This window comes from Chryseobacterium mulctrae (assembly GCF_006175945.1).
GTDB lineage: Bacteria > Bacteroidota > Bacteroidia > Flavobacteriales > Weeksellaceae > Chryseobacterium > Chryseobacterium mulctrae.
This window is the reverse complement of sequence record NZ_VAJL01000001.1, coordinates 2,406,558-2,428,082: the sequence shown is the minus strand read 5'-3', so window position 1 is coordinate 2,428,082 and position 21,525 is coordinate 2,406,558. Positions and strand designations below refer to the sequence as shown.

Genomic DNA, 21,525 nt, shown 5'->3' with positions numbered 1-21,525 from the left:
TCGCATGAAAAATGTGATTTTTGCCAGTGTCATTTTATCTTTATCAACGGTTGCCTGTTCTCAGCGAGAACCCGTTGTGAATAACGTTCAGGAATTAAAAGTAAAATACGACACCACCGCAATAGATTCTTTTTCGGCAGGCGCTACATCAGTTGATATTGCAAGACAAATAAGAATGTCTTCACAAAAATATCAGGATTCTTTAAAAGAGGTCTTAAAATTGCAACAAGAAGAAAAAAGAATTACCGAAGAACTTGAAAAAGAAAATAAAAAGAAAGCTGAAGCAGAGAAAAAACTAAAAGCTTCTGAAAATGCAACAGAACTCAAACAGGAATAATTAAATCATTTTTTATCGTAAAAGAAAATTTTTTGTTTCTTTTTTCGTTTAAACACATCATCTATTCATTTAAATCAACATTAAAAATATACACAATGAAAAAGCACATTTTAGCAGCAGTAGCCGTTTCTACACTATTTGTTGCATGTACAAAGTCAACAACAACTGAAAAAACTGAAAATCCTGACGGATCTGTAACAACGACAACGACGACAGAACTCGGTACAGACTTGGTAGATAGCTCAAAAATAGATAAGGCAAAAAGCGATATTAAAAATACCGTAGATAATGCGGGTGATAAAATAGAGAATACTGCTCAGAAAGCAAAAGAGGATATCAACGCTGCAGGAAAAGATCTTAAAAGCGAAGCCAATAAAGTAGGGAAAGATATTAAGTCTGGAGCTCAGGATGTGAGTAAAGATGTAAAAGATGCAGCTGCAAAAGGAGCTCAGAAAGTAGAGGATGGTGCGAAAAAATTTAAAGAAGATCTTAAAAAGTAAACATTTGATTGTTTTTTCGCTAAAAACCCTAATTATTTGTAAAACTTGTAGTATATTTAGATTTCTAAAAATCACCAAAACAAGTTACTATGAAAAAACTAACTGCTTTAAAAGCTAAAAAGCTCACAAGAGAAAATCTGAAAAAAGTACAAGGAGGCTATGTTCCAAAAGATGAAGATGACGGATGCGGATGGAATATGTGCAGAAATTCATTTGGAAGATGCTCTGTCTTTGCTTGTTGATTAAATAAAATCAACTTATTAAAATAATAAAAACCGCAGAAATTTCTGCGGTTTTTTTATGCTTTATTTAGCTCCAATAAAGGATCAATATATTCTCTGTCGTTACTCAATCTCGGAACTTTGTTTTGTCCGCCTAATTTACCCTTAGATTCAAGCCAGCAATAGAAAAGATTGGGTCTTGCAATATGCACTACCGGTTTTTTCAGGGTAATGTTATTGTATCTTTTGGCTTCGTAATCAGAATTGATGCTTTTCAGATGTCTATCAAAAATATCCGTGAATAAATCTAAATTTTCGGGATGCTCACTAAATTCAAAAATCCATTCATGGGCGCCGCTTTCATTTTCTTTCATAAAAATCGGAGCTCCGGTAAAATCTTTTACAGCAGAATTGGTTTCCTGACAAGCTTTCGTTAAAGCAGATTCCACATTGGTAATCATCAATTCTTCCCCAAAAGCATTAATATAATGTTTTGTACGTCCGGTAATTTTTATTCTGAAAGGATTGATTGAAGTGAAAATAACAGTATCTCCTATTAAATACCTCCAAAGTCCGCCATTGGTTGTAATCACCATTGCATAGTTTTTTCCGACTTCTACGCCTTCCAAACTTACTACTTTTGGATTGGAACGGTGAAACTCATCCATAGGAATAAACTCATAGAAAATTCCGTAATCGAGCATCAGAAGCATTTCGTCACTATTCGATCTGTCCTGAATTCCGAAAAATCCTTCAGAAGCATTATAGATTTCATAGTAATTAATATCTTTCCCGATAATCGGTTTATATTGCTCTTTATAAGGTTTAAAACTAATTCCTCCGTGAAAAAACACTTCCAGATTTGGCCAAAGTTCAGAAACATTTTTTACATCAGTTTCTTTTAAAACTCTCTGTAATAAAACCATCATCCAACTTGGAACTCCAAGAATACTTCCTACATCTTCATTTTTAACTTCAGAAACAATGGCTTTCAGTTTACTTTCCCACTCTCCCATCAATGAAACTTTCTTGCTTGGCGTTGTTGTAATTTCAACCCAAAAAGGAAGATTATCAATTAAAATAGCCGAAAGATCACCGAATTTTGTGTTGAAATCTGCATACAATTCAGAGCTTCCGCCTAAGCGTAAATTTTTATTGGTGAAAAGTTGATTTTCTGGATGATTATTAGCGTAAATGGAAACCATATCCTTTCCTGCTTTCATATGGCAATATTCAAGGCTTTCTGCTGAAATAGGAATGAATTTACTTTTGGCATTGGTTGTTCCGGAAGATTTTGCAAAATGCTTGATATAGCCAGGCCAACTTACGTCTTTATAACCTTGTCTTGCGCGCTCAACGTAAGGTTCAAATTCTTCATAAGTAACAATCGGAACTTTATTTTTAAAATCCTGATAACTTGAAATAGAATTAAACCCATACTTCTTGCCGTATTCCGTGTCTTCTGCATGGAATAACTGAGAAAACAGGATTCCTTTCTGTGTCTCGATAGGATAATCCATAAAATGCTGAATCTGATCTATCCTCTGCTTGATAAACCAATTGACTACCGTATTGAAAAGTGCTTTCGTTGCCATTCTGACAAATATAATAATATTTGGATTTTCAACGAGTTATTTAAACAAAAAAACCATCACAAATTTGCAATGGTTCTCATATTAATTTTTAAATGCTAAAAGATTAGCAGTACTCGTCGTAAGCAGCCTGTAGGTTTGCCGCAATAGCTCCTGCAGGATTTCCTTCAATATGATGTCTTTCAAGCATGTGTACCAATTCTCCGTCTTTGAAAAGAGCCACACATGGTGAGCTTGGAGGGAATGGTGCCAAATGTTTTCTAGCCGCTTCTACCGCTTCTTTATCGAAACCTGCAAAAACTGTAGTCAAATGGTCTGGTTTTTTATCTCCTGTTAAAGAGTAAACAACTCCCGGTCTTGCTGCTCCCGCTGCACAACCACATACAGAATTGATTACTAAAAGAGTAGTTCCTGATTGTTTTAAAGCATCTTCTACCTGAGCAGGAGTTGCCAAATCTGCGAAACCTTTATCTGTAAGCTCAGCCTTCATAGGCATTACTAAATCTGTTGGATACATTTCTTATTTTTTTTAAGTGTCTACAAATTTACACAATTCTGTATGTATTTACAATTTATAAAAACTATCTAAGTATTTAATAAACAAAATGAAAAGCCATCGATATATAACGATATAATAATAAATTTAATTAATACTTAAATAAAATACATTGATATTGAATTATATTTGTTAAATTTGAAATGATTCTAAAAACGATTTCCATGAAAAAAAACTTATTAATTAATCTTTCAGGATATTAGAGTAAATCTAATACCAATGTAATTCCCTCACCTTTATCTTTGTTTTATCTTAGGTTTTTAGAATATTCATAAAAAAACATCGGTAAAGGATTTACAATAAATGAAGTCCGAATACTAATTTCGGGCTTCATTATTAATGAGTAATAAACTAAACATAAATCTTAAAATTACTTATCTACTCAGAAAACTACAAACAAATACATTTTAAATATTGAAAATGGCTTAGGAAATTACATCCACCATTTTATTAAAAAATGAAATCAACATTCATATTAAAAATGAAGCCCGAAACATAAAGTTTCGGGCTTCGTTAATCAAATCGATATGCAAAGGTTGAATATCCTTAATAAATGGTTGATGGGTTTTGGTTGCTAGTTGATAGTTTAATCCATCAACAAACAACTATTAACCAATAACTATGAAAGTAACTTCTTAGCCATCTCGGAAATACTTTTTCCGTCAGATTTTCCGGCTAAGTTTTTTGAAGCCATTCCCATCACCTTTCCTAAATCTTTAATAGATTCGGCTCCGGTTTCAGAAATAATCTGCGTAATTTCCGCTTCCAATTCTTCAGAAGATAATTGTGCAGGTAGAAATTTCTCAATGACTTTCATCTGAGCCTCTTCTACTTCTGCCAAATCATTTCTTCCCTGAGCTGTAAACTGCTCGTAAGAATCTTTACGCTGCTTAATCATTCTTTGCAAAATTGCAATTTCCTGCTCAGATGAAACTTCAGCTCCTAAAGCTTCCGTTTTTAGCAATAATATCTGAGATTTCACAGCACGAAGAGAATCTAAAGCTACTCTGTCTTTAGCTCTCATTGCTGTTTTTATTGCTTCACTTATGGTAAGTTCTAAACTCATTATAATTAATTTAACAATGTAAAAGTGTATCAATGTACCAATAACTTAATGCACAAAATTGATACATTATTAGATTGATACATTGTTACATTATTTTAGTCTACATCTTTATTTAAAAATCTATTTTCTCTGATCTGCATGTTCCCGTTGTTGTCAGACAAATACGTGTTGATATTTTGATCTGAAGCATTAGAACCATCAATTGAAATATTTTTTCTCTTGAAGGCAGGTACAGATTCAAATTCATTCACATTATCGAAGTTCTGGTAACGAGAATTGAATTCTTTCAGTTTGTTTCTTCTCTCAACTACTCTTTCCTGCTCCGCAGGTTTATTCACAAAAGTAAATTCAGATTCTGTTTGTTTCTGAGTCTCTACTTCTGCTCTGTTTTGGAAAGTTGATCTTTCTTCTACTTTTGGCTGTTCAGGAGTTTGATAGAATGTTTCTATTTTTTGAGTAGTTTCTTCTATTTTTTTCTCGATTACTGAAGTTTCAAACTCATTTTTTGGCTGACCAAAATCATATTTAGGCTCAACAACAGGTTCGTTAACGGTGAAGTTAAACTCAACCTTTTTTTCGTCTGAATAGCTTTTGTTGAAAGAATTTTCCTTTGGCTCTTCTTTTTTATTGTCAAAATCAAAAGAAAAAGACTGAATTTCTAAATCATTCGGATCGTCATCGAAAGAAAACAAATTCACATCATTATCATCGCTCGATTCTTCGCTTCTCCAGCTCTGAATCGGGCTTTCCAATGTATCTTCCTCTCTATCAGAGAATTTTATTTCGGTTTTTACCTCTTCATCTTCAATAATCATTTTTTTTTCAGAAGACTTCATCTTAAATTGTGGCGCATCCTGATCTTCATCATCTAATCTGAAAAGATTTTTTCCTCCAAAGTCGTATCCTTGTTCAGGAGCCACTTCTCTCTCGTCTCTTGTTTTGAAAGGCGAAGTTTTTGGATTGTCTAAAGCATCATTCAAACCAATTCTGATTTTCTCAGTAGGGCCAGAAAACTTTTGGTTATCGTTAGAAAAACCAGTAGCAATCACCAATACACTTACTGCATCACCTAATTCTTCGTCAGCTCCAACACCAAAGATAATATCTGCTGTGTGACCTGCTTCTTTCTGGATATAATCCATGATGATACCTATTTCGTCCATTGTAGCTTCTTCTACACCACTTCTGATCAACAATAACACGTTTCTTGCGCCCGTAATTTTGTTGTCGTTCAATAATGGAGAATCCAATGCCTTTCTTACAGCTTCTTCAGCTTTGTTTTCACCAGAAGCCATTCCTGTAGACATCAATGCCGTACCGGAATTCTGAAGCACAGATTTAGCATCTCTAAAGTCAATGTTTACATCAAAGTAACCGGTAATAACCTCTGCCATTCCTTTTGCAGCATTAGTTAAAACTTCATCGGCTTTTGAGAATCCCTGTTTGAAACCAAGATTACCAAATTGCTGTCTTAATTTATCATTGTTGATTACAATTAATGAATCAACATTATTTCTCAATTTATCAAGTCCTAATTCTGCCTGATCAAGTCTTCTTTTTCCTTCAAAGCTGAAAGGTACAGTAACAATACCTACCGTAAGAATTCCCATATCTTTGGCAACTTTAGCAATAACCGGAGCAGCACCCGTTCCGGTACCACCACCCATTCCTGCGGTGATGAAAACCATTTTGGTGTTTTGTCCCATTGCTGCTTTAATATCTTCGATACTTTCGATAGCTGCTTTCTCCCCTACTTCAGGATCTGCACCCGCTCCAAGACCTTCAGTAATGGTAACTCCCAACTGAACTTTATTTGAAACCGGATTGTTATCTAAAGTCTGTGCATCAGTATTACAAATCACGAAATCTACCCCGTGAATCCCTTTTTCGTACATGTGTTTTAGGGCGTTGTTTCCACCGCCACCAACACCAATAACTTTGATGATCGAAGAATTTCCTTTTGGCAGATCAAATGAAAATCCTTGTGTGCCTATATTTTCCATATTTAATTTTTTCTAAATTGATAATCGACTATGATAGTTGATGAGAAAATCGTTCATCGCTTATCATTCATCATTTATATTTTTATTCTACTTCTTCAAAGAATTTTTTAACTTTCTCCATCAGCGACTGTCCGAAGGTTGGTTTCGAAGATCTAGATGTTTGTACCGGAGCTTTAAATTCTTCTTCTATTTGCGGAGCTACTTGAGTTTCAGCATTAATATCAGTTTGTACTTCTTTGTGCTCAACTTTAGTATCAACCTCAATTTCAGCTTCCTCTTCTACAACAACTGTTTTTTTGTCTCTGATTTTTAAACTTTCCATCAGCAAACCAATAGAGGTAGCAAATTCCGGTCCTTTAAGATACTGGTTTTTATCGTTTGCAATGTATTCATTTGCAAAACCAATTCTGCTGTCGAATCCTGTTGTATAGTTTGCCAACTGACGAAGATGTTTCAAGTTTGAACCACCACCCGTCAATACAATTCCTGCAATCAGTTTTTTCTTTTGTTCAAATGCTCCGTAAGCTTTCAATTCTGTGTTAACCATTTCCAAGATTTCCTCCACTCTCGCATTGATAATCTGCGCTAAAGTTTTGAGAGAAATCTCTTTATCTGGTCTTCCGTGAAGTCCAGGAATCGTTACAAATGTGCTGTCTTTTTCCAATTCAGGAACCGCAGAACCAAACTTAACCTTTAATTGCTCAGCGTGCTTTTCTATAATTGAACAACCTTCTTTGATGTCTTCCGTAATAATTCCGCCTCCGTAAGGGATGACGCAAGTATGACGAATAATATTATCTTTAAAAATAGCAATATCTGTAGTTCCACCACCGATGTCTACAATTGCTACTCCTGCTTCTTTTTCTTCTTTGGTAAGAACCGCTTCAGAAGATGCTAAAGGCTCTAAAGTAAGCGCCTCCATTTCCAAACCTGCTTCTCTTACACATCTTGCGATGTTTCTGATGCTTCCCATTTGTCCTACAACAACATGGAAATTTGCTTCCAGACGTTTTCCGTGCATTCCGACAGGCTCCTGAATTTCTCCTTCAGAATCAACCTTATATTCCTGCGGAAGTACGTGTATAATTTCTTCTCCCGGTAACATCACCAGTTTTTTTACCTGATCTTTTAACGCTTCAATATCATCATCTGTGATAAATCTATCCGGATGCTCACGCATAATGTAATCTGAATGCTGCAGTGAACGAATGTGCTTTCCTGCAATACCCACGGTTACCTTATGAATAGGAACTCCTGCGCTTGATTGTGCTTCTGACACAGCTGCCTTAATAGAGTTAATGGTTTGTGAAATATTATTCACAATTCCTTTATGAACTCCCAGACTTTTTGCCTTCCCTACACCGAGAATTTCTATTTTCCCATGTGCATTCCTCCTTCCGACAATGGCGACAATCTTGGTTGTCCCGATGTCAAGACCTACTGAATACTCTTGATTTTCCATTGTATATATATCGATTTGATTTAATTACTTTTTAATTAAATAGGATTACATCCTATCCTTTATTAAGTCGTCCCTTTGGGACTCTTTTTTTATTCTATTTTAATTTTTGCTTTCGATTTTGTCGCCGTTTTCTTTTCGGGAGTTTTCTTTTTCTCCTTCGGTTTGACGACCGCTCTCGGCTTCGTGTTTTCTTTCGGTTTTAAAGAAGTGGAGCTCGCTTTTTTTACTATCGCAATCGGAGCTTTTGCCAAATCTTTATGACTCGCTTTTAAAATACTGTCATTTTCTTTAAAATAAGGATTCAGCGTTGTTACAATCTGATTTTGATACTTTACCGAAATCATTTTATACTTTTGCGGATCCTGAAACACCAGATATTTTTCTACAAAAGTTTTAAAACCCTTTACTTTTAATTCAATATTGTCTAAATCTCCTATTTCCACTCTATAAATTCCCTCACTAGTCAGAAGATTATAACTGTCTTTATATTTTGAGATCCCGATGAAATATTTTTTACTGAAATCATCTTTGTCAATTTTATCAACCAATTCGGCAAGCTTTTCATATTCATCTTTTTTCACATCACCAGTCACCAACATGCAAGGATGAGAATAGGTTTTAGAGATCGGAAATTCTATTCCTTTTTCGTCCACATAAAAATCCTTTCCTTTATAATTCAGCCTGAAAACTGGAACTCTTTGTTTGATGTCTAAATTCAGTTTTCCATTTAAATTCAAATATACATTCGCACTGTCAACAGCAGGAAGCGCATTAATTTTCTTTTCAAGCTCAGGAATATTTAAATCGCCAACTTTTCTTGACGGATTTTCTTTATTAACAATCTCACGAATATCTTTTTCATCAATGAAATAAACCGGAGTTTTTTCATTCATTTTTACAGAAATTTTATTGTCCGTAATCTTCTGACCCCCAAATTTCTTCAACGAGAAACTCAGCAGAAACCCAAGAATGATCACTGTGATGGCAATTTTTAAAATTCTATACTTGTTTTTCATAAATAAGTTTCGGGTTTCGGAGTTTCTGTTCCGAGTTTAATTTATTTATTTTTGTTTTTTTCTACTTTTTGAACCTGTTTCATCATATAATTGAAGTTTTCTTTCAGTTCTTTTTCATAATCCCAATCGGGTAATTCTGTTTTTCCGTGTCCTAAAGAAGTCATGTGAATCACTTTGTCTTTTTTGATCCAAAATGTACAACTCCAGCCTCCTATTATTTCTTCGTCAGATTTTTTTTTAAAAACGATACTTTGGTTTACATAAACTCTTTCTTCATTTTTTAAAAGAAAATAATCGATGTAAGTGTCGATGTAATCTCCATTATCTACCTTCCATTCTCGGGTGATTTCTACAATTTCATTTCCTTTTTTACTGTATTGATATTTTACAATTTTATTCTTACTTTTTACTTCAAATTGATATTCAGCTATTTTCGAATTTTCATTAATCGTTTCAGAATATTTATTAATGTTTTCAATTTCTAATGAATCTGCTTTCGTTTGCGAAAATGCAATTCCAAAATATAAAATCGTCAGAGTTAAGAGAATTTTAGATTTTATTATTATCAATTATTTTTCCCCTAGCCATTCACAAATCGGATCATACAACGTATCTATATTTCCCGCACCAACTGTAAGCAAAATATCAAATTCTTTTTCTTTTATTTTATTAAAGGCTTCTGCTAAACCAGAAACTTCTTTTTTATCTAAACTTACTTTCTCTAAAAGCCATTTTGATGTAATTCCTTCAAAATTTTCCTGAAGCTCTCTTGCAGGATAAATATCAAGCAAGATTAATTCATCAGAATTATCTAAACTTTCAGCAAAGCCATCAGCAAAATCTCGTGTTCTGCTAAACAAATGCGGCTGGAAAACCACCAATAATTTTTTATCCGGATAAAATGTTTTAATTGAACCCACAACAGCATTAATTTCCGTTGGATGGTGCGCATAATCGTCAATATAAATTTTACCGCTCGGATAAATATGTTTCGTATATCTTCTTTTAATTCCTTTAAAATTGGCAATTGCTTTCTTTAAGGTTTCAAAATCGACTCCCAAATTGTGAAGAATAGCTAATGCAACCGTTCCGTTTTCTACATTATGAATTCCTGGAACCTCCCAGACAAAATCTTTTATGGTTTCTGTCGGTGTATGAAAATCAAAATAGATTTTATCATGATCCATACGAAGATTGTCCGAATAATAATCTGCTTTTTCGTTTACTGCATACGTTTTATGCGCTCTCCCGATTTCAATGCCTTTTCTTACAAAAAGCTGTTTATCTTCCGGAACTAAAGCTGCAAATTGTTTAAAACCTTCTTCAATCGTATTTTTATCTCCATAAATGTCCAAATGATCGGCATCTGTAGAAGTAATCACTGCCCAATCCGGAGAAAGGTTGAGGAAGCTTCTGTCGTATTCATCGGCTTCAACAACAGAATATTGCGAACCATTGTACAGGAAATTTGATTTAAAATTCTCAGAAATTCCACCTAAAAAACATGAGAAAGGTAAATTCGCCTCTTTACACAAATGCGAAACCAAAGTAGATGTAGTTGTCTTCCCATGCGTTCCTGCAACAGCGATACAATCTGTATTTTCAGTAATTAAACCTAAAACTTTTGCTCGTTTTAAAACTTCAAATTGATTTTCATTAAAATAATCTAAAATCCCCAATTTCTTGATTGCTGGAGTATAAATTACTAATGTATTTTCTTTCTGAAGCGAGGTGATTTTTTCATCAATGACATCTTCAAAAACAATATCAATTCCCTCGTTCATTAAAGCCGTCGTCAATTTCGTGTTGGTTTTATCATACCCCAAAACATTTTTACCCGAAGCATGGAAGTACCGTGCCAAAGCACTCATTCCGATACCTCCGATTCCAACGAAGTAAAAATTTTGATATGTTTCTAAATTGTTCATTTTTTTTAATTTGAGATTTGAAGTTTGAGATTTGAAATTCATTCCAAAACTTATTCGTCTTTATCTCTATTTAATTATTAAAAAATTTCATTTTGTCATTCCGAGGAACGAGGAATCTCAATATTAGAGATTCTTCACTTCACTGCGTTTCGTTCAGAATGACAAACGTTTCTTATTTATCTTATTTAATCACTTTAAATATTTCGTCTACAATCTCTTTTGCCGCATTTGGTTTGGCAAAATATTTAAGATTTTCAGACATTTGTTTTCTTACATTTTCATTTTCACAGATTTCTGATAATGTATTCCAGAATTTCTCCTGCATTTCAGAATCTTTAACCATTTTGGCTGCATTTTTTTCAACCAGATTCATCGCATTTTTTGTTTGATGGTCTTCCGCCGCAAATGGAAAAGGAATCAATAAAACAGGCTTCTGCGCTACCGCCAATTCTGAAATGGCAATCGCTCCTGCTCTAGAAACAATTACATCCGCTGCAGAATAGGCTGTTTCCATATCTTTGATGAATTCCTTTAATTGGATTTGAGATTCGAGATTCGAAATTCGAGATTCGTTGCTCAATTCACTATAGTCCAATTTTCCGGTTTGCCAGATTAATTGATATCCTTTTTCTTTAAGGTGATCAAGATTTTCTTTCCAACCTTTGTTTAATGTTCTTGAACCCAAAGATCCGCCAACTGATAAAATGGTCAGTTTATTTTTATCTAAACCCATTTTTTCTTTAGCTGAAGAAGATTCCTGCATTCCTGAAACAATATTCTCACGAATTGGATTTCCCAAAAACTTTATTTTTTCAGCCGGAAAACCTTCCACTTTTGGGTAAGCTGTAAACACGGCTTTTGCTTTTTTACTTAAAATTTTATTCGTTACTCCTGCATGTGCATTCTGCTCTTGAATAAAAATTGGAATTCCCATTTTGCTCGCTTCATACAAAGCCGGTCCGCTTGCGAAACCGCCCGTTCCCACAGCAAAATCGGGAGCAAAGTTTTTAATTATTCTTTTAGATTTAGATAAACTTTTTAAAATTTTGAAAGGCAAACCTAAATTCGATAACATATTTCCTCTGTCGATTCCTGCAATGTCAATTCCTTCTATTTTGTAGCCAGCTTGCGGGACTTTTTCCATTTCCATTTTTCCGTTGGCTCCAATGAACAAAAACTCTGCATCAGGAAATCTTTTCTTGATCTCATCTGCAATAGCGATTGCCGGGAAGATGTGTCCTCCTGTTCCGCCTCCGGATAACAATACTTTTAGTTTTTTGTTCATACTTATTTATTATTGATAAATGATGATTGATAAGCGATATGAAAAATAAATTATCATTCATCATTTACATTTATGCGATGTCGTTTATTTCGACAATGCTTTGTTTTTTGCCCATTCCTTCTTCATCGTAAATCTGTATTCTTGAGCTTATATTTAAAATAATTCCAAGTTGGATGTACGTTACCAACATGGATGTTCCTCCATAACTTATCAGCGGCAGTGGCTGTCCTGTAACCGGAATTAGATTCACGGCAACGGCAATATTTACTGCCAATTGTATGAAAATCATCACACCGAGACTGAGAACGAGCAACGAGCCAAAAAATGCGGGCATTTTACTTGCGATCATTACAATCCGGACAATCATGATCAGGTACATACTGATCAAAAATCCAGCTCCAATCAAACCATATTCTTCTACAATAACTGCAAAAATAAAATCGGATGCAGATTGCGGAAGCATTTGTTTTAAAGCAGATTTTCCTGGTCCCATTCCGGTAATTCCACCATGAACGATGGCTGCTTTTGCCTGCATTACCTGATAATTTTTAGCTTTTACACTTTCATCATCAACATCGGCAGATTTTGCTTTGCTCGATGTAAATGTTTCGATACGGCTCATCCATGTATGTACACGGTTTCCGCCAATCATATTTGTATTTAATGCAATTAATAGAAACAATGCAATAGCAACAAATGATGCCGAAATAAAACCTGCAATGTATTTCCAGTCTAGCTGTCCGATGATCAAAACAATCACTGAAACCATTAGGATCATTAAAGCCGTAGAACCGTTATCTTTCGCAACCAACACAAAAACCAGTAAGATCGGCCCGAAAATGTACATAATGTTCTCAATCGGAAGTCTTTCTCGTGTTATTTTCTTGGTTAAATATCTGCATAGATAAATAATCAACATTAAAAAAGCAAAAGACGAAGGCTGAAATGAAATCGGTGTTCCTGGAATTTTCAACCATCTTGAAGCACTGGCTCCGTCAATCGTTTGTCCTGTAAACATCGTGACAATCAATAGAATAATCATTAATCCCAACATAATACTGCTGAGTTTTCCCATGTATTCATACTTCACGGTTCCCACCAATCGCATGATTGCCAAACCTAAAACTACAAAGAACATATGCTTCATAACGTGTCCCGTTGTAGTCCCGTTATTTACAATATATTCTAAGTTTGAACTCGCAGAATAAACCGGGAAAATAGAGAAAATGGAGATCACAAGAATGACCATCCAAAGTACTTTATCGCCCTTTAGAAATTCGAATCTGCTTTCTTCTATATTCTGTTCGTTCATACGTTTCGTATTCATGTATTTATGTAAAATGTATTCATGATGCTAGATCTCTTTATACATTAATACTTTTTACATTTTACAATTATTTTAATACTTGCTCTTTAAACTGGTGACCTCGGTCTTCGTAGCTTTTAAAAAGATCAAAACTTGCGCAACATGGTGAAAGTAAAACCGTATCACCCTTTTTTGCTAAAGCTTTTGAAGTTTTCACCGCTTCTTCCATACTTGAAGTGCTGTAAATCAATTCTTTTTTGTTTTTAAAGAAGTCAATAATTTTCTGATTATCAATCCCTAAACAAACAATTGCTTTTACTTTTCTTTTAACTAAATCTTCAATTTCGGTATAGTCGTTTCCTTTATCTAAACCTCCAACAATCCAAACCGTAGGGTTTTTCATGCTTTCTAAAGCATAATAAGTTGCGTTTACATTGGTTGCTTTGCTGTCGTTGATATATTTTATACCTTCAATTTCGGTAACAAGTTCCAATCTGTGCTCAACCGCCTGAAAAGTCATTAATGAATTTCTAATACTTTCATTATTGATTTCCAATATTTTACCTGCAATTGAGGCCGCTAAACTGTTGGCAACATTGTGATTTCCCAATAAAGACAATTCTTCAATTTTCATCGAGAATTCGTCTTTTAGTTTTACCACAATTTTATCTTCATTTACAAAACCTCCTTCATTCAATTTTTCTTTGGTTGAAAAAGGAATCATTTTGGCTTTAATTTCAAATTTTTCAAGAATGTTTTTGCTCATTTCATCATCTTTATTGTAGATGAAAAAATTGTCATTTTCCTGATTTTCAGTTATTCTGAATTTCGCCAACGCATATTCTTCGTAGTTGTAATTGTACTGATCCAAATGATCTTTCGACAAATTCAACAATAAAGAAATATACGGTCTGAAATTCTGAATATCATCCAACTGGAAAGAGCTTACCTCTAAAACATAATATTCATGGTTCTCATCGGCAACTTGTTTTGCAAAACTGTGGCCAATATTTCCGCCTAAACCAACATTCAATCCTTCATTTTTCAGGATGTGATAGATTAAAGACGTTGTCGTTGTTTTTCCGTTGCTTCCTGTGATGGCAATGATTTTTGCATCGGTAAATTCAGATGCAAATTCAATTTCAGAAGAAAGTCTGATTCCTTTCTCTTGAATTTTGATGATCATTTCTGTCTTTTTAGGAATTCCGGGGCTTTTTACAATCCAGTCTGCATTAAGAATTCTTTCCTCATCATGGTTTCCCTCTTCAAATTCAATATCATTTTCCGTTAAAAACTGTTTGTAATGATCCTTAATGGCACCTTTGTCTGAAAGAAATACTTCCAAACCTTTTTTCTTAGCCAAATAAGCAGCACCACATCCACTTTCGCCACCTCCTAAAACAACTATTTTCATATTTTTTTTATTTAATGATTGAAAGATTTAAATGATTCAAAAAATTTTTAAATGCTTAAATCTTTTCAATTTTAAATTAATTTTCTATCTCATCTTCAATGTAATGAGACACACAATTGCCAACATAACTCCTATGATAATCATCCTATTAACGATTTTACTTTCGTGAAAACCGTCTTTCTGATAATGATGATGAAGCGGAGACATTTTAAACAATCTATTATTTTGGGCATATTCCAACCCGAATTTTCTTTTTCTGTATTTAAAGACAACCACCTGAAGCATTACTGAGATATTTTCAATTAAGAAAATTCCGCAAAGCACAGGAATCATCAGTTCTTTTCTTAAAATAACCGCCAAAACAGCAATTACACCACCCAACATCAAACTTCCGGTATCTCCCATAAAAACCTGCGCCGGATAAGTATTGTACCAGAAAAATCCGATAACTGCACCTACCATTGCGACGGCAAAAATGGTGGTTTCACCCATATTCGGGAGGAACATAATGTTGAGATAATCCGCGAAAATAATGTTCCCGGAAACGTATGCAAAAAACGCAAGCGCCAAAAGAATAATCGTACTTGTTCCTGCGGCGAGTCCGTCGATCCCATCGGTAATATTGGCTCCATTTGAAACCGCTGTTACAATGAAAATAACGATAGGAATAAAAACAATCCATGCCCATTCATGGGCATCTTTGTCATTCATCCAAAATAAAATTCCGCTGTAGTCGAACTCGTTATTTTTGGTAAAAGGAACAGTAGAAACGGTAATTTTTTCTGTCGGCATAAAGTTTTGCTCAACATTATTTCTGTTGACTACTTTTGCATCAGCATATTTTCTTTTAACCGTAATATCCGGATGGAAATACATTGTAACTCCGATAATTAGCCCTAAACCGACCTGACCTACAATTTTGAATTTTCCGCTTAGTCCGTCTTTATTTTTCTTTATTTTCTTTAAATAATCATCTATAAAACCAATCGCTCCCATCCAAATTACCGTTACAATCAAAAGAACGATGTAAATATTGGTAATTCTTGTAAACAGCAATACCGGAATTAAAGTCGCAATAATGATGATAAAACCTCCCATTGTAGGCGTTCCTTCCTTTTGTTTTTGTCCGTCTAATCCCAAATCACGAACTAACTCACCCATCTGTTTTCCTCTCAGGTAATTGATGATGCTTTTCCCATAAACGAGGGCAATCGTTAATGAAAGTAAAACAGCCATTCCTGCACGAAACGAAATGTACCTCAACATTCCCATTCCAGGAATATGAATGCCTTGGCTCGTTAAATATTCGTATAGATAGTATAACATTTTTTATTTTTTTATAAATGATAAATGATTATTGATGAATGATAAAATCAATTAACATTGATCAATTATCGATTATAAATTTTATTTACTCATAAGCTTCCAAAGCTCATTAATTACTTCTTTATCGTCAAAATGATGTTTCACACCATTGATTTCCTGATAATTTTCGTGACCTTTTCCGGCAACGAGAACTATATCTTTCGGCTCGGCAAATTTTATTGCCATTTTTATTGCTTCTCTTCTGTCCGGAATTGAAGTGTATTTGCTGAAATTCTGAGGCTCAACACCTGCTTCAATTTCTTTTATAATCACAGCCGGATCTTCTGTTCTTGGATTATCTGAAGTGATGATTGCCAACGTTGATTTTTTAGTGGCAATATTTCCCATTTCAGGTCTTTTCGAGTGATCTCTATCGCCTCCACAACCAAAAACCGTAATTAGTCTTTCATTTTTCGTTCTGATATCGTTGATGCTGTCTAAAACATTTTCAAGTGCATCCGGAGTGTGGGCATAATCTACGATGAAGAAAATTCCGCCATCTGATCTAAATGTTTCAAATCTTCCGGAAACTCTTTTCAGAGTACTGATTGCCTGAAGAATTTCATCCTGCTGAAAGCCTAATTCCGAAGCAATTCCAAAGACCAAAAGCAAATTGTAAACATTGAATTTCCCCGTTAAGGTTGTCCAGAATTCTTTTCCGTTGAAATTTAACAGCATTCCGTTAAAATCAAGCTCCAAAGTTCTTCCGTGGTAATCTGCCATCGTTTTCAAAGCATAAGATTTTTTCTTTGCCTTGGTGTTTTGCAACATTACATTTCCGTTTTTATCATCAACGTTTGTGATGGCAATGGCATTTTCATTTAACTCATCAAAAAATCTTTTTTTCGTTTTCAGATATTCGTCAAACGTTTTATGATAATCAAGATGATCGTGAGTAAGATTGGTAAATCCTGCAATTTTGAAATGCAAACCTTCAGTTCTATTTTGAGAAATTCCGTGTGAGCTTACTTCCATAAAGGCAAATTCACAACCTGATTCCACAGCTTTTGCTAAGATCTGATTGATGGTAATTACATCCGGAGTTGTATGTGTCGCAGGAATTATTTCATCTCCAACTCTAATTTCTACAGTTGAAAGCAACGCTGAATTATAACCTAAATTTTTAAAGACATCAAAAAGCAAAGTAGAAACAGAAGTTTTTCCGTTGGTTCCAGTAACTCCGATTAACTTTAATTTTTCAGAAGGATTTCCATAGAAATTAGAAGCTAATTGACCTAAAGTTTTAGATGTATCTTTTACTTTAATGTAGGTAATGTTTTCATCTAAATTTTCCGGTAAATCTTCGCAAACAATAGTTTTTGCTCCTTTCTCAATAGAGGATGCAATAAATGAATGTCCGTCTGCAACTGTTCCTTTTACCGCAATGTAAAGTGAGTCTTCGGAAACTTTTCTGCTGTCGAAAACCAAAGCAGAAACTTCACGATCGTTTTTACCGTGACTTTCTAAAACTGGAATTCTATTTAATAATTCAACTAATTGCATTGCTTTGATGCTTTTTATTTTTTTATTTGATAGGATTTTCATCCTATCCTTTATTAAGTCGTCCCTTCAGGACTCTTTTTTTAATTCTGCAGAGACAAATATATTCTCTGGTTTTTGCTTATCGTTGTGCCTTCCAATGGGAACTGTTCTTTAATTCTTCCCACTCCTTTAAAGTCTACACGATAGCCTAAATTTTCCAATTGCGGGATAACGTTTTTACCGATTAGCCCAACTACACTTGGCATTTGTTTATTGTTAACCGCTACCTTTACATTCGGTTCCACCATTTTATTAAGGTTCGCCTTTCTGTCAACAAGCATTTCTTTTTCAATATTCTGTGGTGTTTTCAGGAAAGTTTTACCAGCAATTTCTTTAAAAACAGGAGCAGAAACCGTTCCTCCATAAAAGCTTTTAGCAGTATTTGGCTCGCTAATCATTACATAGCACGTATATTTCGGATTATCTGCCGGATAAAATCCTGCAAATGAGGCTCTGTATTTCATTGGACCAGGAAGCCAATATTCAAATCTTGCCGTCCCCGTTTTTCCTGCCATTTTTAGATTTGGAGTAAAAATACTTCTACCCGTTCCCTTTTCTACCGCTTTTGTTAAAGCTGCAGTCATCATCTGAATCGCTTTATCAGAAGCCATTTTCTTAACAATGACCTCTTCTTTTGCCTGAAAAATTGTTTTTCCATCTTTCATTATTTTATCAATGAAAAGAGGTTTTACCATTTTTCCTTTATTGGCAACTCCATTGTAGAAGGTTGTCAACTGCAAAAGATTAATGTTTGATGAATATCCATAAGATATTGAAGCCAATGTTGCAGCATTCCATCTTTTGCTTTCCGGAGTTACGATTTTTGGTTTTGTAATTCCCGGAAGTTCGATATCCATTTTATCAAATAATTTCCATCTTCTTAAATGATCAAGGAAAATCTGAGGTTTTTCTGCGTAATATTTTGTAATCAGTTTAGCCGTTCCTACGTTGCTTGATTTTGCCAAAACATCACTGATATCGTAAGTTCCACCACCATGACCATCAGAAATTCTCTGTTTAGCATAGGTCCAAACTCCATTTCCAACATCTACCGTTGTGTTTTCATCTATGAAACCATCATCCATTGCTGCCAAAAGAGAAATGGTTTTAAAAGTAGATCCCGGCTCGATATTATCTTTTAAAGCATAATTGTAAGCATCTTCATAAACGCCCGGTTCAGTTTGTCTTAAATTAACCAAAGCTCTCACTTTTCCGGTTTGAACCTCCATTACGATTACCGTTCCATGTTTTGCTTCGAAATTGATCAGTTGTTTTTCTAAAGCAGAATGCGCAATATCCTGGATTCTAAGATCTAAAGTCGTGTAAACGTCCTGTCCGTCAACCGGTTCGCTAACTTTCCAGAAATCGATTGGCTTCCATTGAGAAGAATTAACCCTTTGTTCCAATCTACTTCCGTCTGTTCCTGTAAGAAATTTTGAAAAAGCGCCTTCAAGACCTGATCTTACTTCACCATTATCCATTCCGATGGTTCCTGAACCAATTTCTGAAGTTGCCAATTCTCGTTTGTAATTTCTATCAACGATAAATCCACCTTTATTTTTTCCTCTTCTAAAAATTGGAAAATTTCGGATTCTGTCGTACTGATCAAAGTCTAAACCTTTTACCAAAGAATAATATTGGTTCTTCTTTTTTTTCTGCTCGTCGAATCTTTTTCTGAATTCAGCTCTCGGTTTTCCAAACATATTACTCAAAGAATCTGTAAGAGCACCAATATTATTGCTGTAAACAGTATCTTTTATCGTTTTAAAATCAAGAAAAATATCATAACGCATCACGGTTGTTGCCAAAATTGATCCGTCGGAAGCAAACAAATTTCCGCGAGCCGCTTTCAGAGTTGCTGTTCGGTAATTGCTGTTGATATAATCGTCTTTAATTTCCTGAACATTGGTGTTCTGAAGAATAACGATTCTCGCCAAAAACATCACGAATACACATAAAGCAACAGTTGCGAAGAGGTAACCCCATCGCAGTGTTTTTTTTCTTTTGTTATCGTAATCATTTTGTTTTTGCATCACTACTGTCTAGTTTGATTAACAATTTGTGCGGGTGACTTTCTAAAGTCATTAATGAATCTACAGCCACTTCTTTGCCCAATTGAGATTCCATTTTTACTTTGATCAGCTTGCTTTGAGCGTAAGCGTTTCTTGATTTATATTCTTCTGTTTCTTCTTTTAAAGCGTTAACAATCTTTATTTTTTTGTTGACTAAATGATTACTATAAATCATCGCCATCATTAAGACAAACAACAACAGGAAAAACTTGTAATGAATTTTTATTTCATCACGGTTCAGGAAATTTCCTTTTATAATATCTATAAAAGTAAGTCTTCTCTGAGGGCGATTTGTTGTTCTTTTTGCCACGTTTTCAATAATTGATGATTGATAAATTATAATTGATCTTAAATCATTTATCAATCATTATTTATCATTTATACTTTTATTCCGGTTCTCATTTTAGCACTTCTGGCTCTTGAGTTTTCTTCAATTTCCTTATCATCAGGAATAATTGCTTTGCTCTTCACCAATTCGAATGCTTTTTCGTAATTTCCGTAGATATCACGTTGCGGCTCACCTTCAAACATTCCGTTTTTCAAAAATCTTTTTACCAAACGGTCTTCCAGAGAATGGTAAGAAATAACCACCAATCGTCCACCTGGTTTTAAAATTTTATAAGACTGAACCAGCATTTCTTTTAAAACTTCAAGTTCCTGATTAACCTCAATTCTTATTGCCTGAAACAACTGCGCATAAAATTTATTCACTTTATGCGGCGGAAGATAACTGAACAGTTTTTTCAGATCTTCAGTAGTTTCTATGGTTTTATTTTTTCTGTTATGTACGATGTCACGAGCTAATTTTCTCGCTTCTCTCAATTCACCATAGTAATAAAAAATATCCGCTAAAGCTTCTTCGTCATACTCATTGATTACTTTTTTAGCATCAAGACTCTGCATAACGTTCATTCTCATATCAAGTGGCGCATTGCTTCTCGTAGAAAAACCTCTTTCGCCTGCATCGAATTGATGAGACGAAACTCCAAGATCAGCCAAAATACCGTCAACCTGAGAAACACCATACATCAAAAGAGAATTTTCAAGGAATCTGAAATTCTGATTGATTAACGTAAATTTCGGGTCGTCGATATTATTTTTAAGAGCATCAAGATCCTGATCAAAACCGTATAATTTTCCTTTTTCGGAAAGTCGGCTTACAATCTCGCGTGAATGTCCACCGCCACCAAATGTGCAGTCCACATAAATTCCGTCTGGATTGGTCACCAAATCATCCACACTTTGCTTCAATAAAACGGGGTTGTGATACATGCTTATTTGTGTTTATTTAATTATTCTTCATCAAACGCTCCCATCACATCTTCTGCAAGGCTTGCAAAATCGTCTTCATTGGTCGCAATTACTTTTTCATAAGCTTCTTTATCCCAAATTTCAAAAAGTTCTCCCGCACTCGTTATCACAATATCCTTTGTAAGGCTTCCAAAATGGGTAAGATCTTTCGAAATCTGCAGTCTTCCGGCGGTATCAAGCTCAACCGTCTTCACTCCTGCTGTAAACATTCTTATAAAATCTGCATTTTTTTTGATGAATCTATTCAACTTATTTATCTTATCCATCAGCTTATCCCAGGCTTTCATAGGGTAAACTTCAAGACATGGTTGAAACACAGAACGCTTTACCACAAAGGTTTTATCCTCAAAGTCCTCCATCTGCTTAATTAGCGATGAAGGCACTTTAAGGCGACCCTTGTCGTCTATTTTGCACTCATATGTTCCAATGAAATTTCTCATTTGGAACAAAAATATAAATATTTTTCCAAATCCTCCCACTTTTTCCCACTTTTTGACTTAATGTTAATAAGTTTCATTAAATATTGACTATCAGAGAGATAAAATAATT

20 protein-coding genes are annotated in these 21,525 nt (G+C 34.5%); 3 read left to right on the top strand and 17 right to left on the bottom strand.

Going from position 1 to position 21,525, the window contains the following annotated elements:
- Positions 1–4 precede the first annotated feature (4 nt).
- The 3 genes from FDY99_RS11085 (at position 5) to FDY99_RS22990 (ending at position 1,079) form a co-directional block, all read left to right on the top strand.
- On the top strand, positions 5–337 hold the full coding sequence (locus tag FDY99_RS11085) for a hypothetical protein (protein WP_139421477.1): 333 nt from the start codon (positions 5–7) through the stop codon (positions 335–337).
- Positions 338–432: 95 nt separating this feature from the next.
- Positions 433–837 (top strand): hypothetical protein, encoded by a 405-nt coding sequence (locus FDY99_RS11080; protein ID WP_074230480.1) that lies wholly within the window; start codon positions 433–435, stop codon positions 835–837.
- Positions 838–926: 89 nt separating this feature from the next.
- Entirely contained in the window at positions 927–1,079 is a 153-nt protein-coding gene (locus FDY99_RS22990) for a bacteriocin-like protein (RefSeq protein WP_162304163.1), read from the top strand.
- 56 nt (positions 1,080–1,135) lie between these two features.
- Here the strand turns inward: FDY99_RS22990 and FDY99_RS11075 are convergent, their stop codons facing one another.
- The 17 genes from FDY99_RS11075 to mraZ all read right to left on the bottom strand — a co-directional run bounded on the left by FDY99_RS11075 (position 1,136) and on the right by mraZ (position 21,416).
- On the bottom strand, positions 1,136–2,653 hold the full coding sequence (locus FDY99_RS11075; protein ID WP_139421475.1) for a GH3 auxin-responsive promoter family protein: 1,518 nt from the start codon (positions 2,651–2,653) through the stop codon (positions 1,136–1,138).
- A 103-nt stretch (positions 2,654–2,756) separates the two neighbouring features.
- A complete protein-coding gene (locus FDY99_RS11070; RefSeq protein WP_074230482.1) occupies positions 2,757–3,167 on the bottom strand; it encodes a BrxA/BrxB family bacilliredoxin in 411 nt (136 codons plus the stop codon).
- Between the two features lie 658 nt (positions 3,168–3,825).
- Positions 3,826–4,272, bottom strand: a complete 447-nt coding sequence (locus FDY99_RS11065) for a GatB/YqeY domain-containing protein (RefSeq protein ID WP_139421473.1) — start codon at positions 4,270–4,272, stop codon at positions 3,826–3,828.
- Between the two features lie 95 nt (positions 4,273–4,367).
- Positions 4,368–6,275, bottom strand: a complete 1,908-nt coding sequence (gene ftsZ / locus FDY99_RS11060) for a cell division protein FtsZ (protein WP_139421471.1) — start codon at positions 6,273–6,275, stop codon at positions 4,368–4,370.
- Between the two features lie 82 nt (positions 6,276–6,357).
- Complete coding sequence (gene ftsA / locus FDY99_RS11055; protein WP_139421469.1) at positions 6,358–7,737, bottom strand: cell division protein FtsA; 1,380 nt, start codon at positions 7,735–7,737, stop codon at positions 6,358–6,360.
- Between the two features lie 89 nt (positions 7,738–7,826).
- Positions 7,827–8,753, bottom strand: a complete 927-nt coding sequence (locus tag FDY99_RS11050; RefSeq protein WP_139421466.1) for a cell division protein FtsQ/DivIB — start codon at positions 8,751–8,753, stop codon at positions 7,827–7,829.
- Positions 8,754–8,794: 41 nt separating this feature from the next.
- A complete protein-coding gene (locus tag FDY99_RS11045) occupies positions 8,795–9,322 on the bottom strand; it encodes a hypothetical protein (RefSeq protein ID WP_139421464.1) in 528 nt (175 codons plus the stop codon).
- Entirely contained in the window at positions 9,323–10,681 is a 1,359-nt protein-coding gene (gene murC / locus FDY99_RS11040; protein WP_139421462.1) for a UDP-N-acetylmuramate--L-alanine ligase, read from the bottom strand. It lies immediately after the preceding gene.
- 181 nt (positions 10,682–10,862) lie between these two features.
- On the bottom strand, positions 10,863–11,966 hold the full coding sequence (murG, locus tag FDY99_RS11035) for an undecaprenyldiphospho-muramoylpentapeptide beta-N-acetylglucosaminyltransferase (protein WP_139421459.1): 1,104 nt from the start codon (positions 11,964–11,966) through the stop codon (positions 10,863–10,865).
- 70 nt (positions 11,967–12,036) lie between these two features.
- Positions 12,037–13,293 (bottom strand): FtsW/RodA/SpoVE family cell cycle protein, encoded by a 1,257-nt coding sequence (locus tag FDY99_RS11030; RefSeq protein ID WP_228418698.1) that lies wholly within the window; start codon positions 13,291–13,293, stop codon positions 12,037–12,039.
- A gap of 67 nt (positions 13,294–13,360) precedes the next feature.
- Complete coding sequence (murD, locus tag FDY99_RS11025; protein WP_139421457.1) at positions 13,361–14,686, bottom strand: UDP-N-acetylmuramoyl-L-alanine--D-glutamate ligase; 1,326 nt, start codon at positions 14,684–14,686, stop codon at positions 13,361–13,363.
- A gap of 84 nt (positions 14,687–14,770) precedes the next feature.
- Positions 14,771–16,012, bottom strand: coding sequence for a phospho-N-acetylmuramoyl-pentapeptide-transferase (gene mraY, locus FDY99_RS11020; protein ID WP_074230491.1), 1,242 nt, complete (start codon positions 16,010–16,012; stop codon positions 14,771–14,773).
- An 81-nt stretch (positions 16,013–16,093) separates the two neighbouring features.
- Entirely contained in the window at positions 16,094–17,554 is a 1,461-nt protein-coding gene (locus FDY99_RS11015; RefSeq protein ID WP_139423805.1) for a UDP-N-acetylmuramoyl-L-alanyl-D-glutamate--2,6-diaminopimelate ligase, read from the bottom strand.
- A gap of 80 nt (positions 17,555–17,634) precedes the next feature.
- The gene (locus FDY99_RS11010; RefSeq protein WP_139421455.1) at positions 17,635–19,626 is read right to left on the bottom strand and encodes a penicillin-binding transpeptidase domain-containing protein; all 1,992 of its coding nucleotides are present in this window, start codon (positions 19,624–19,626) and stop codon (positions 17,635–17,637) included.
- Positions 19,610–19,975, bottom strand: coding sequence for an FtsL-like putative cell division protein (locus tag FDY99_RS11005; protein ID WP_139421453.1), 366 nt, complete (start codon positions 19,973–19,975; stop codon positions 19,610–19,612). Before FDY99_RS11005 ends, FDY99_RS11010 begins: the two co-directional genes overlap by 17 nt.
- Positions 19,976–20,043: 68 nt before the next feature.
- Complete coding sequence (gene rsmH, locus FDY99_RS11000; RefSeq protein WP_139421451.1) at positions 20,044–20,937, bottom strand: 16S rRNA (cytosine(1402)-N(4))-methyltransferase RsmH; 894 nt, start codon at positions 20,935–20,937, stop codon at positions 20,044–20,046.
- Positions 20,938–20,957: 20 nt separating this feature from the next.
- A complete protein-coding gene (gene mraZ, locus FDY99_RS10995) occupies positions 20,958–21,416 on the bottom strand; it encodes a division/cell wall cluster transcriptional repressor MraZ (protein ID WP_074230497.1) in 459 nt (152 codons plus the stop codon).
- Between the last annotated feature and the right edge of the window lie 109 nt (positions 21,417–21,525).